General features: G+C 68.9%; 12 protein-coding genes. 10 read left to right on the forward strand and 2 right to left on the reverse strand.

The window, feature by feature from the left end:
• Positions 1–36: 36 nt before the first annotated feature.
• Positions 37–894 (reverse strand): RecB family exonuclease, encoded by an 858-nt coding sequence (locus O2L52_RS15860; RefSeq protein WP_270116677.1) that lies wholly within the window; start codon positions 892–894, stop codon positions 37–39.
• 78 nt (positions 895–972) lie between these two features.
• Between O2L52_RS15860 and O2L52_RS15865 the strand changes: the two genes are divergently transcribed.
• From O2L52_RS15865 to O2L52_RS15875, 3 genes are all read left to right on the forward strand, one after another.
• Positions 973–1719: a class I SAM-dependent methyltransferase gene (locus O2L52_RS15865; RefSeq protein ID WP_270116678.1), complete on the forward strand. Its 747-nt coding sequence runs from the start codon at positions 973–975 to the stop codon at positions 1717–1719.
• Between the two features lie 81 nt (positions 1720–1800).
• Positions 1801–2907, forward strand: coding sequence for a M50 family metallopeptidase (locus tag O2L52_RS15870; RefSeq protein ID WP_270116679.1), 1107 nt, complete (start codon positions 1801–1803; stop codon positions 2905–2907).
• Between the two features lie 33 nt (positions 2908–2940).
• A complete protein-coding gene (locus tag O2L52_RS15875) occupies positions 2941–3864 on the forward strand; it encodes a tRNA (adenine-N1)-methyltransferase (RefSeq protein ID WP_270116680.1) in 924 nt (307 codons plus the stop codon).
• 101 nt (positions 3865–3965) lie between these two features.
• Here O2L52_RS15875 and O2L52_RS15880 read toward each other — a convergent pair whose 3' ends face one another.
• Positions 3966–4253, reverse strand: coding sequence for a ferredoxin (locus O2L52_RS15880; RefSeq protein WP_270116681.1), 288 nt, complete (start codon positions 4251–4253; stop codon positions 3966–3968).
• Positions 4254–4371: 118 nt separating this feature from the next.
• Here O2L52_RS15880 and arc point away from each other — a divergent pair, with 118 nt between their 5' ends.
• The 7 genes from arc (at position 4372) to O2L52_RS15915 (ending at position 11871) form a co-directional block, all read left to right on the forward strand.
• A complete protein-coding gene (gene arc, locus O2L52_RS15885; RefSeq protein WP_270116682.1) occupies positions 4372–6153 on the forward strand; it encodes a proteasome ATPase in 1782 nt (593 codons plus the stop codon).
• A 207-nt stretch (positions 6154–6360) separates the two neighbouring features.
• Entirely contained in the window at positions 6361–7866 is a 1506-nt protein-coding gene (dop, locus tag O2L52_RS15890) for a depupylase/deamidase Dop (RefSeq protein ID WP_270116683.1), read from the forward strand.
• A gap of 111 nt (positions 7867–7977) precedes the next feature.
• On the forward strand, positions 7978–8193 hold the full coding sequence (locus tag O2L52_RS15895; protein ID WP_030155908.1) for a ubiquitin-like protein Pup: 216 nt from the start codon (positions 7978–7980) through the stop codon (positions 8191–8193).
• 196 nt (positions 8194–8389) lie between these two features.
• The gene (prcB, locus tag O2L52_RS15900) at positions 8390–9184 is read left to right on the forward strand and encodes a proteasome subunit beta (protein WP_270116684.1); all 795 of its coding nucleotides are present in this window, start codon (positions 8390–8392) and stop codon (positions 9182–9184) included.
• Between the two features lie 15 nt (positions 9185–9199).
• The gene (gene prcA / locus O2L52_RS15905; RefSeq protein ID WP_270116685.1) at positions 9200–9961 is read left to right on the forward strand and encodes a proteasome subunit alpha; all 762 of its coding nucleotides are present in this window, start codon (positions 9200–9202) and stop codon (positions 9959–9961) included.
• A 288-nt stretch (positions 9962–10249) separates the two neighbouring features.
• The gene (gene pafA / locus O2L52_RS15910; protein ID WP_205327493.1) at positions 10250–11608 is read left to right on the forward strand and encodes a Pup--protein ligase; all 1359 of its coding nucleotides are present in this window, start codon (positions 10250–10252) and stop codon (positions 11606–11608) included.
• Between the two features lie 8 nt (positions 11609–11616).
• A complete protein-coding gene (locus O2L52_RS15915) occupies positions 11617–11871 on the forward strand; it encodes a hypothetical protein (protein WP_270116686.1) in 255 nt (84 codons plus the stop codon).
• Positions 11872–12191: the final 320 nt, after the last annotated feature.

A 12191-nucleotide genomic window follows, 5' to 3' on the forward strand; every position in this document is an offset into this window, starting at 1 on the left:
GTTTCATCGAACGCGAGAATGATCCGCGAGTACGCCTCAGGTAGGAGGAGTGCCCTCCACCGGCAGCCCGTCCACGGGCATCGCCAGGCCCGGCAGCACGGTCGTCAGCGGGTACGCCGGCGGCTCGCCGCCGAACTCCGGGCACAGCTTCTGGTGCGCGCACCAACCGCACAGCTTCGACTTCTGCGGCCGGAAGTCGCCGGTGGCGATCGCCTCGCGCATCACCGACCACAGTGCCTTGAGGGTCTTCTCGAACCCCTCCAGCTCGCGCTCGTCGGGGGAGTAGTCGAGCATCTGCCCGTCCCCGAGGTACATGAGCCGCAGCAGGGTCGGCACCGTCCCCCGGGTGCGCCACCACACGAGGGCGTAGAACTTCATCTGGAACAGCGCCTTGTCCGCGAACCGGTCCGGCGGGCGCTTCCCCGTCTTGTAGTCCACGAGCCGCACGAGCCCGGCCGGATTGACGTCGGCGCGGTCGATGAACCCCTTGAGCGAGGTGCCGTCGTCCAGCGTGGTCGTCACCAGGCACTCGGTGCGGTGCGGCTGGAGCCGCTGCGGGTCCTCCATCGCGAAGTACGTCTCGACCAGGCGCCGCACGTTCCGCAGCCAGTCCGACTCGTCGTCGAGCCCTTCGAACAGCGCCGCGTACTCGCCCGAGGCCTGGAGCTTCGCCCATTCCGGCTCGATCATCGCCAGCGCCTGCCGCGGGGTGCGCCTCCCGGCGTCCAGCTCGTACAACCGCTCGAGCACCGAGTGCACGAGCGTGCCCTGCACCTGGGCCTTCGACGGCGGCTCCGGCAGGCGGTCGACCGCCCGGAACCGGTACAGCAGCGGGCACTGCTTGAAATCCCCGGCGCGCGAAGGGGAGAGCTGGGTCGGACGGGTGGCTGCCATGCCCCGAGCATATGACGGGCCCCCGACATCCCGGCTCGCCGCACCCCCAACCAAACATAACGCGTGTACTGTTTAGACATGACCATCGACGCGAACGCCGCCCGCTCCTTCGGCCCCGCCGCCGACCTCTACGACGCCATCCGGCCCACCTACCCCGCCGAAGCCCTCCGCTGGCAGACCGGCGACACCCCGCAGGACATCGTCGACCTAGGCGCCGGCACCGGCCTCCTCACCCGCGGCCTCATCGCGCAAGGCCACCGCGTCACCGCCGTCGAACCGGACGACCAGATGCGCGCCAAGCTCACCGCCTCCAGCCCCGGCCTCGCCGCCGCCCACGCCGGCGCCGCCGAAGCCCTCCCGCTGCCCGACGCCAGCGCCGACATCGTCACCGCCGGCCAGGCCTTCCACTGGTTCGACCGCGAACGCGCCCTCCCCGAGATCCGCCGCGTCCTGCGCCCCGGCGGCCTCCTCGCCCCCATCTGGAACGTCCGCGACGACCGCACCGGCTGGGTCGGCGCCCTCACCGTGGCCATCGGCTCCTCCCAAGGCGAGCGCGACGCCCTCGCCGCCACCGAGCCGGGCTACTTCGGGCACGGCTTCGGCGAACCCGAGTACCGCGTCTTCCGCCACGACATGCCTCTCGACCGGGCCGGCCTCCGCCGCCTCGTGCAGTCCCGCTCCTACTACCTCACCGCCGACGACAATGGGCAGGAGCGCATCCTCGCCGTCGTCGACGAGGTCGCCGACACCCACCCCGACCTCCGCGGCAGGGAGACCTTCGCGATGCCGTACCAGACGTACGCGATCAAGGTCCGCCCCGCCTAGGGGATCGGAATCCTCTCAGGCTCGCCCGCCCGCATGGTTCCCCAGGGCCGCGAGGCGGGCGGGCGCGTAGCATTGCCGCCGATGTCGACTGCAAACGCGCTGGCCTTCCGCCGATCCGGATTCACCCTGGTCCGCTTCAAGGGCATCCCCGTCACCCTCGGCTACACCTGGCTGCTCCTGGCCGCCGTGGTCGTGGTCGTCTACGCCCCGATCGTGCAGCGCTCGGTCCCGGGACTGAGCACCGGCGCCGCGCTCGTCGTCGCGGCCCTGTTCGCCGTCACCCTCCTCATATCGGTGTTCCTCCACGAGCTCGGCCACGCCCTCGTGAGCCTGCGCGCCGGCATCGGCGTGCGCCAGATCAACCTCGACGCCCTCGGCGGCTTCACCGAGATGGAGCGCGAGGCCCCCCGGCCCGGGACGGCCGCCGCGATCGCCCTCGCCGGGCCGGCCGTCTCCGCCGTCCTCGGCGGCATCGGCCTCGCCGGGCTCTTCCTCACCGAACCGGGCTCCCTCATCTGGCAGTTCGCGTTCCAGATCTGCGTCGCCAACCTGCTCGTCGCCGTCTACAACCTGCTCCCGGGGCTGCCGCTCGACGGCGGCAAGGCCCTCCAGGCGGGGATCTGGGCCGCCACCGGCGACCGCTGGACCGGGTTCCGCGTCGCGGGGTGGGCCGGGCGCGTCGTCGCCGTCGGCACCATCGCGGCCGGCCTGTGGCTGTACGCCTCGAACTGGTTCTCCGCGTTCGGCCTGATCCTCCTCATCTTCGTGGCCTTCGAGCTGTGGCGCGGCGCGACCAGCGCGATCCGCGCCGCCCGCATGGGCCCGCGCGTCAAGGCGCTCGACGCCGCACTGCTGGCCCGACCGATCGTCCTGGTGCCCGCCTCGGCGACGCTGGGGGAGGCGCTGAGCGCCGCTGAGGGGCGCGAGATCGTCGCCGTCGACGGCAAGCCCGTCGGCGTCCTCGACCGCGCCGCCGCCGAGGCGGTCCCCGCCGACCAGGTGGCCGCGATGCCCCTGTCCGGGCTGCTGCGCTCGGCCGGGCAGGTCCCGGGGCTCAAGGCCGAACTCAAGGGCCAGGCGCTGGTGGACGTGATCGGCAAGAGCGGCGCGGAGCGGTTCTTCGTGGTCGATGAGGGCCGCCTGACAGGGCTGCTCTACACCGCAGACGTGGTCAAAGCCCTCCGTTAAGATGCTTCGGACCTATAGAAGGAGTTCACCGAAGTGGCATTTGACCTGCTGGGGCCGGGCGACCGCGTCCAGCTGACCGACGCGAAGGGCCGCATGGCCACGATCACCCTCGCGGAAGGCGGCGCGTTCCACACCCACCGGGGCAGGCTCTTCCACGACGACCTCATCGGCAAGCCCGACGGCGTCACGGTCACCACGGAGGGCGGCACCGCTTACCTGGCGCTGCGCCCGCTCCTGCCGGACTACGGCCTGTCGATGCGCCGCGGCGCCCAGGTCATCTACCCCAAGGACATCGCGCAGATCCTCACGTTCGGCGACATCTACCCCGGTTCGCGGGTCGTGGAGGCCGGGGCCGGGTCGGGCGCGCTGACGAACTGGCTGCTGCGGGCCACCGGCCCGACGGGGCACGTCTACTCCTGGGAGCTGCGCGAGGACTTCGCGAAGATCGCCGAGGAGAACGTCAGGGGCTACTACGGCGAGGTGCCCGAGCACTGGACCCTGACGGTGGGGGACGTGGCCGAGGCCGATCTCGAGCCGGTCGACCGGGTCGTGCTCGACATGCTCTCGCCGTGGGAGGTGCTGGACACTGTGGAGCGCATCCTGCGGCCCGGGGGCGTGTTCATCGGGTACGTCGCCACCACCACGCAGATGTCGGAGCTCGTGGAGGCCCTGCGGGAGCGCAAGACCTTCACCGAGCCGGCGGCCTGGGAGTCGCTCATGCGCGGCTGGCACCTCGAGGGCCTGGCGGTGCGCCCCGACCACCGGATGATCGCCCACACCGCGTTCCTCATCACCGCCCGCAAGCTGGCCCCGGGGACGGTGGCGCCGATGCGGAAGCTGAAGCCTTCGAAGGGGCAGCAGGCGCTGCGGGAGCGCAAGGAGCGGATCGCCGCCGAGGCCGAGGCCCGGGCGACCGAGGCGCTGCGGGCCACTGAGGACGACGCCGCCGGTTCGTAACGATCCGGTCACATTCTGAGTCGGATTCACGACTCTGCAAGTGCTGAAACGAGATTCGGGCGGGTGACGCGATCGCGTCACCCGCCCGAATCCGGTTCCCGCTAGTCGTCCGCGCCGGGGCCGGCGACTGCGGTCTTGTCCTGCCGGTCGCGGACGTAGATGCACTCGCCGGGGCAGTCGTGGGCCGCGTTCACGATGTCCAGGCGCAGGTGTTCGGGCACGTTGACTTGCGAACCGGCCGTAGTCAACAGCTCACCGTTAGGATCTTTCACGTAGGCGAGCCCGTCGATGTCGAACTCGAAGACCGAGGGCGCGTACTGCACGCAGAGCCCGTCGCCGGTGCAGGCGTCCTGGTCGATCGATACCTCGAGTTCACGTTCCTCAGCCATGTCCCCCAGATTAAATGAACTCAAGATGGTGGACCAATGTCGGTGTCGAGTCTTACTATTGGCCTCCCCAGCCAGCTACGGTTGGAGTAAGAAAACCATCTCCTGGGAGGTGTGACCCGTGGCACGAAGCAACGATGACCGTCGACAGAACCTGGGCCAGGGCTCAGAGCACGACGAACTGTCTGGACAGGTCGAAGAGCTCCAGGAAGAACTGGCCGCGGCGCGACGCCGTCTCACCGAAACGCCCCGACACATGCACATTCTGGAGGAGCGGCTCGCTGCAGCCCAATCCCAGATCGACCGCCTGTCGGAGCAGAACGAGCGGCTCGTGGCCACCTTGAAGGAGGCCCGCGAGCAGATCGTCTCGCTGAAAGAGGAGATCGACCGGCTCGCACAACCGCCGTCCGGTTACGGCGTATTCCTGGGCGCCCGTGAGGACGGCACTGTCGACGTCTTCACCTCCGGGAGGAAGTTCCGCGTCTCGCTCGCGCCGTCGATCGACGTCGAAGAGCTCGAACGCGGCCAGGAAGTCCTGCTCAACGACGCCATGAACGTGGTCGAGGTGCTCGCGTACGAGCGCATCGGCGAGGTCGTGACGCTCAAGGAGCTCATCGAGACCACCGACGGCAGCCCGCCGGACCGTGCGCTGGTGACCAGCCACGCCGACGAGGAGCGGGTCGTGCTGCTCTCCGAGGCGCTCATCAACGGGCCCCTGCGCGCCGGCGACTCGGTCATGATCGAGCCGCGCGCCGGGTACGCCTACGAGCGCATCCAGAAGAGCGAGGTCGAAGAGCTCGTCCTCGAAGAGGTCCCCGACGTCGACTACTACGACATCGGCGGCCTCGACGGACAGATCGAGATGATCCGGGACGCGGTGGAACTGCCGTTCCTGCACGCCGACCTCTTCCGCGAGCACGAGCTGCGGCCGCCGAAGGGCATCCTGCTGTACGGCCCGCCGGGCTGCGGCAAGACGCTCATCGCCAAGGCCGTCGCCAACTCGCTGGCCAAGAAGGTCGCCGAGATGCGCGGCGAGGAGGCCTCCGGCCGGAGCTACTTCCTCAACATCAAAGGCCCCGAGCTGCTGAACAAGTACGTCGGCGAGACCGAGCGGCACATCCGCCTGGTCTTCCAGCGGGCCCGCGAGAAGGCCAGCGAGGGCATGCCCGTCATCGTCTTCTTCGACGAGATGGACTCGATATTCCGCACCCGCGGATCGGGCGTCTCCTCGGACGTCGAGAACACCATCGTCCCCCAGCTCCTGTCGGAGATCGACGGCGTGGAGGGCCTGGAGAACGTCATCGTCATCGGCGCCTCGAACCGCGAGGACATGATCGACCCGGCGATCCTGCGGCCCGGCCGCCTGGACGTCAAGATCAAGATCGAGCGGCCCGACGCCGAATCGGCGAAGGACATCTTCTCGAAGTACATCACCTCGACCCTGCCGCTGCACGACGACGACCTCGCCGAGCACGACAAGGACCGCGACGCCACCGTGCAGTCGATGATCCAGGCGGTCGTCGAGCGGATGTACTCCGAAGTGGACGAGAACCGCTTCCTGGAGGTCACCTACGCCGACGGCGACAAGGAAGTGCTCTACTTCAAGGACTTCAACTCCGGCGCGATGATCGAGAACATCGTCGCGCGGGCGAAGAAGATGGCCATCAAGGACTTCCTGACGCACCAGTCGAAGGGCATCCGGATGAGCCACCTCATCGACTCCACAGTCGACGAGTTCCGCGAGAACGAGGACCTCCCCAACACCACCAACCCCGACGACTGGGCCCGCATCTCCGGCAAGAAGGGCGAGCGGATCGTCTACATCCGCACGCTCGTCTCCGGCAAGGGCGCGGACTCCGGCCGCAGCATCGACACCGTGTCGAACACCGGCCAGTACCTGTAGTACCCGCAACGACCAGCGCTTCGATCGGCCGGCGGACGCCCGCCGGCCGATCGGCGCACCTCAGAACGTGTCAGACCCCGCGGCACCGGGTAACCGGTCGCCATGAGGACCCAGAACCTGAACGGTGCGAGACTCGGCGGCCCGGAAAACCAAACGTCTCCGATCGGAGGGAGCGCCGCCGCGCCCGAAGGGACTAGGCTCGAGAGCATGACCGTACGCCGCATTATGGGCACCGAGATCGAATACGGGATCTCCGTGCCGGGCCAGCCGGGCGCCAACCCGATGGTGACCTCCTCCCAGATCGTGAACGCCTACGCCGCCCGCCCCGAGCTCTCCAAGGGCGGACGGGCCAGGTGGGACTACGAGGAGGAGACCCCCCTGCGCGACGCGCGCGGCTTCACCTACACCGGGGCCCTCTACGACCCCGCGGAGAACCTCGCCGACGAGGACTCCGGTCTCGCGAACGTCATCCTCACCAACGGCGCCCGCCTCTACGTCGACCACGCGCACCCCGAGTACTCGACCCCCGAGGTCACCAACCCGCGCGAGATCGTCCTCTTCGACAAGGCCGGCGAGATGACCATGGCCGAAGCCGCCCTCCGCGCGGCCCACACCCCCGGCATCGGTCCGATCAACCTGTACAAGAACAACACCGACAACAAGGGCGCCTCCTACGGCGCGCACGAGAACTACCTCATGTCGCGCCAGACCCCCTTCGCCGACATCGTCGCCCACTTCACGCCGTTCCTGGTCACCCGCCAGATCTACTGCGGCGCCGGGCGCATCGGCATCGGCCAGGACGCCTCCGAGCACCGCTTCCAGATCTCCCAGCGCGCCGACTTCTTCGAAGTCGAAGTGGGCCTGGAGACCACACTGAAGCGGCCCATCATCAACACCCGCGACGAACCGCACGCCGACGCCGAGCGGTACCGCCGCCTCCACGTCATCATCGGCGACGCCAACCTCGCCGAGTACGCCACCTTCCTCAAGGTCGGCACCGCCTCCATCGTGCTCGCCATGATCGAGTCCGGCGCCTTCGACGGCACCCTCGGCATCGCCGAGCCCGTCGCCGAACTCCGCGCCGTCAGCCACGACCCCAGCCTCAAGCACAAGATCGAACTGCGCAACGGCAAGCGCGTCACCGCCATCGAACTCCAGCAGTCCATCCTGGAGCAGGCCGAGGCCTACTGCGGCGCCGACGCCGACCCCGACACCCGCGAGGTCCTCGACCAGTGGGCGTACGTGCTCGACGCGCTGGCCCGGGACCCCATGGAACTGGCCGACATGCTCGACTGGCCCGCCAAGCTCTCGCTCCTGAACCGCTACCGCGAACGCGAGAACCTCGACTGGGGCGCCGCCAAACTCCAGGCCATCGACCTGCAGTACCACGACGTGCGCCCCGAGAAAGGCCTCTACCACCGGCTCGTCGCCCGCGGCAAGATGAAGCGGCTCCTCACCGACACCGAGATCATCGACGCGATGACCGAGCCGCCCAGCGACACCCGCGCGTTCTTCCGCGGCCGCTGCCTCGCCCGCTACCCCTCCGAGGTCGTCGCGGCCTCCTGGGACTCCGTCATCTTCGACGTGGGCGCCGACTCGCTCGTGCGAGTGCCCATGATGGAGCCCGAGAAGGGCACCAAAGCCCATGTGGGGGAGTTGTTCGAGCGCTGCGAGGCCGCCAAGGACCTCCTGGACATCATCACCGCCGAATGAGGCGCATGGTTCGTCCGCGGGAATAAAGCACGGCAGTGCAGCGTCGTATCTGGCGTGCTGTCGTACTCTCGCGGTACGGTTTAGGCACCGTCAAGGTAGAAGGGAACACCTATGGCAGCGAAGGACTCCGGCGGGCAGTCGCAGTCGCAGCGGTCGCGGCAGGAAGCAGATGCCGAGGCCACCGAGGCCGCTGTAGACCCCGAGATTGCCGAACGCCACGAAGCCATCACCGAAGAAGTAGACGACCTGCTCGACGAGATCGATGAAGTCCTGGAGACCAACTCCGAGGAGTTCGTCCGCTCGTTCGTGCAAAAGGGCGGCCAGTAGCAGCCCCCCTGCCGGTGTAGGGCCACCTGATGCGACGCCTAGAGGCGCATCGGGGGCTCTGCCCCACCCAGGCCCTCCGGCCCCCCGGGTCCGAAGCGGCCAACCGCGCCGCAGCCGGCGCACTTTCTAAATAGAGGACTAGGGAGGTCATGTCGTGACAGGTCAAGGATTCCCAGGCAAACTGCCCAACGCGTATATGACGGCTGGAACCTCCTCCTTCTCGGAGTTCCTCATGCAGGTGGCACCCGAAATGCTGCCGGGGCGCAGGCCCCTGCCGCCCGGCGACTTCGCCGCCGTCAGCGCCCACGCCACCACCATCGTCGCCCTGCGCACCGCCGAAGGCGTCGTCATGGCCGGCGACCGCCGCGCGACCATGGGCAACTACATCTCCAGCCGCGACATCGAGAAGGTCTTCCCGGCCGACGGCTACTCGCTCGTCGGCATCGCGGGCACGGCCGGCCTCGGCATCGAACTGGTCAAGCTCTACCAGCTCGAACTCGAGCACTACGAGAAGATCGAAGGCGCCCCGCTCACCTTGAACGGCAAGGCCAACCGCCTCGCCACCATGCTGCGCGGCAACCTCGGCATAGCCCTCCAGGGCCTCGCCGTCGTCCCCCTCTTCGCCGGCTTCGACGTCGACGCCGACACCATCGAGGAAGCCGGCAAGATCTACAGCTTCGACGTCGTCGGCGGCATCTACGCCGAACGCGACTTCGACTCCATCGGCTCCGGCTCCATGTTCGCCAAGAGCTCCCTCAAGAAGCGCTACCGCCGCGACATCGGCACCGACGAAGCCGTCAAGATCGCCGTCGAATCGCTCTACGACGCGGCCGACGACGACTCCGCCACCGGCGGACCCGACCCGACCCGCGACCTCTACCCCGTCGTCATGACCGCCACCGCCGAAGGATCCAAGCGGATCGACGAGGCCGTCGTGGCCGACGTCGCCCGCACGGTCATAGCCGCCCGCACCGAGAACCCCTACGGATAAGGAGAGGAGCCGGACATGGCCATGCAGTTCTACACCAGTCCCGAGCAGATCATGCGGGACCGGGCCGAGTTCGCCCGCAAGAACATCTCCCGCGGCCGCAACGTCGTGGTGGTCTCCTGCGCGGACGGCGTCCTCCTGGTCGCCGAGAACGTCTCCTCGGCCCTCCACAAGGTCTACGAGCTCTACGACCGCATCGGCTTCGCCGCCGTCGGCAAGTACAACGAGTTCGAGAACCTCCGCACCGCCGGCGTCCGGATGGCCGACCTGCGCGGCTACTCCTACGACCGCCGGGACGTCAACGCCGCCAGCCTCGCCAAGGCCTACGCCCAGACCCTCGGCGCGATCTTCTCGGAGCAGACCAAGCCCTTCGAGGTCGAGATCTGCGTCGCCGGAGTCGGCACCGGACCCGAAGCGGACGAGCTCTACCGGCTCACCTTCGACGGCTCCATCAACGACGAGCCAGGCTACCTCGCCATGGGCGGCGACGCCGACCAGCTGAAAGAGGTCCTGGCCGACGGCCACGACCCCGAGGCCCCGCTCGCCGACGCGTTCGCGCTGGCGCTGCGGGCGCTCTCCAGCTCGGGCGGCAACGGCACGCCGCGCGAGCTGACCAAGGAGGTCCTGGAGGTGGCGGTCCTGGAGCGGGCGCGCCCCGGCCGGGCCTTCCGCCGCATCGAGGGCCTGGCCCTGGACGCGCTGCTGGCCGGTCCCGCATCGGCGGCCGAACCCGAGGCCGAAGCGGCCGCGGACGAGGCCTCGGAGACCGACGAGGCCTGACGGCCGCCCTGCAACGCACCGCTTGAGGCCGGGCCGAGCGGGTACCCGCGCTTCCGCGGGCCCGCCGGCCCGGCCGGCAACCGCCCCAGGCGATTGCCGGCTTCGACCGACCGACACTCCTTCGAGTACCTGCCGTCCCTCTCAAGTGGACGGACCGTCCCGGCGGGACCGCACCAAGCCAGGTGCATACCGCCGTAAATCGAACAATCTCCATAGTGCCCGTCGCGGTATGGAACCGTTCGACCGCGAGGGGTGTTCTCCTCAACCGAATCGGGGTAGGGTTTCGACATGGACAGGCGCATTTTCGGACTGGAGACCGAATACGGGGTCACTTGCACTTTTAGGGGACAGCGCCGCCTGTCTCCGGACGAAGTGGCCCGCTACCTCTTCAGGCGTGTGGTCTCCTGGGGCCGCTCCTCCAACGTGTTCCTCCGCAACGGCGCCCGCCTCTACCTCGACGTGGGCTCCCACCCCGAGTACGCCACCCCTGAGTGCGACTCGATCGAGGACCTGGTCAAGCACGACCGGGCCGGTGAACGCATCCTCGAAGGCCTCATGATCGACGCGGAGAAGCGCCTGCACGACGAAGGCATCGCCGGGGACATCTACCTGTTCAAGAACAACACCGACTCCGCCGGCAACTCGTACGGCTGCCACGAGAACTACCTCGTCAGCCGCCACGGCGAGTTCGGGCGCCTCGCCGAGGTGCTCATCCCGTTCCTGGTCACCCGCCAGCTCATCTGCGGGGCCGGGAAGGTCCTCCAGACCCCGCGCGGCGCGCGCTTCTGCCTGTCGCAGCGCGCCGAGCACATCTGGGAGGGCGTCTCCTCGGCCACGACCCGCTCGCGGCCGATCATCAACACCCGCGACGAGCCGCACGCCGACGCCGAGCGGTACCGCCGCCTGCACGTCATCGTGGGGGACTCGAACATCAACGAGGTCACCACGATGCTCAAGGTCGGCTCGGCCGACCTGGTGCTGCGGATGATCGAGACCGGTGTGACGATGCGCGACCTCACCCTGGAGAACCCGATCCGGGCTATCCGCGAGATCAGCCACGACACGACCGGCAAGCGCCTGGTGCGCTTGGCGAGCGGCCGCGAGGCGTCCGCACTGGACATCCAGCGCGAGTACCTCGAGAAGGCCATCGACTTCGTCGACCAGCGCGGTGCCGACGCGGGCACCAAGCGGGTCATCGACCTGTGGGGCCGCGTGCTCCAGGCCGTGGAGTCCGAGGACCTCGACTCGGTCTCGCGCGAGATCGACTGGGTCGCGAAGTACAAGCTCATCGAGCGCTACCGCGAGAAGCGGGGCCTGGCGCTCTCGAGCCCGCGCGTGGCCCAGCTCGACCTGGCGTACCACGACATCCGGCGCGGCCGGGGCCTGCACCACCTGATGGAGAAGCGCGGCGAGGCCGAGCGGATCACGCACGACGTGGAGGTCTTCGAAGCGAAGGAAGTGCCGCCGCAGACCACGCGGGCGCGCCTGCGCGGGGAGTTCATCCGCAAGGCGCAGGAGAAGCGCCGCGACTTCACTGTGGACTGGGTGCACCTGAAGCTCAACGACCAGGCGCAGCGGACGGTCCTGTGCAAGGACCCGTTCCGGTCGCGTGACGAGCGGGTCGACAAGCTCATCGCCAGCATGTGAGGCGAGCGATGACCGATCGGAACGGCGCGGCCGAGCCGCAGCACGCCGAGGAGCCTGCAGGGGAGGGGCGAGGCCCGGCAGGGCGCCGCCCGGACCCGCTGAGCTCGCTCGACCCGGTGGCCGCCTACGAGCGGCGCACGACGCGGATCCGCGACGAGATCGCACGCAACCGCCGCGGCGAGTACACGGTCCCGACCTGGGTCCTGGCCGTGGCACTGGCAGCGGTCGTCGGCCTCTGGCTCCTGGTCCTCTTCGTGCTCTAGCAACAACACCGATCGATGAACGCCCCGCCCGCGCTACAGCGCGGGCGGGGCGGTTCGCGTTCGGGGCACACCGAGTGTCCGATCGGCGCCGGGGAAGGGCCCCCGGTTGCAAAGGTAGTGCGGCGATCCTGAAGGGGAGCTGAAGCACCTGACATGCGGTCCGCGAAGTGCAGTGGTTGCGGCGCACGCCAAGAGCGCGATCGGCGCTGGGAAAAAGGGCCCCCGGTTTCGAGGCTAGTTCCCTGAACCTGAAGGGGAGCTGAAGCGGGATGACATCCGGTCCGCGGACCACCGTCTGCGCTGCGCTTGCGCGGGTGTTC

Source organism: Glycomyces algeriensis (genome assembly GCF_027622855.1).
Lineage (GTDB): Bacteria > Actinomycetota > Actinomycetes > Mycobacteriales > Micromonosporaceae > Glycomyces > Glycomyces algeriensis.

Bases quoted from the DNA above. Each gene is read 5' to 3' on its own strand.
- O2L52_RS15860 (WP_270116677.1), bottom strand. From the start codon at position 894: ATGGCAGCCACCCGTCCGACCCAGCTCTCCCCTTCGCGCGCCGGGGAT.
- O2L52_RS15865 (WP_270116678.1), top strand. From the start codon at position 973: ATGACCATCGACGCGAACGCCGCCCGCTCCTTCGGCCCCGCCGCCGAC.
- O2L52_RS15870 (WP_270116679.1), top strand. From the start codon at position 1,801: ATGTCGACTGCAAACGCGCTGGCCTTCCGCCGATCCGGATTCACCCTG.
- O2L52_RS15880 (WP_270116681.1), bottom strand. From the start codon at position 4,253: ATGGCTGAGGAACGTGAACTCGAGGTATCGATCGACCAGGACGCCTGC.
- dop (WP_270116683.1), top strand. From the start codon at position 6,361: ATGACCGTACGCCGCATTATGGGCACCGAGATCGAATACGGGATCTCC.
- O2L52_RS15895 (WP_030155908.1), top strand. From the start codon at position 7,978: ATGGCAGCGAAGGACTCCGGCGGGCAGTCGCAGTCGCAGCGGTCGCGG.
- prcB (WP_270116684.1), top strand. From the start codon at position 8,390: ATGACGGCTGGAACCTCCTCCTTCTCGGAGTTCCTCATGCAGGTGGCA.
- prcA (WP_270116685.1), top strand. From the start codon at position 9,200: ATGGCCATGCAGTTCTACACCAGTCCCGAGCAGATCATGCGGGACCGG.
- pafA (WP_205327493.1), top strand. From the start codon at position 10,250: ATGGACAGGCGCATTTTCGGACTGGAGACCGAATACGGGGTCACTTGC.
- O2L52_RS15915 (WP_270116686.1), top strand. From the start codon at position 11,617: ATGACCGATCGGAACGGCGCGGCCGAGCCGCAGCACGCCGAGGAGCCT.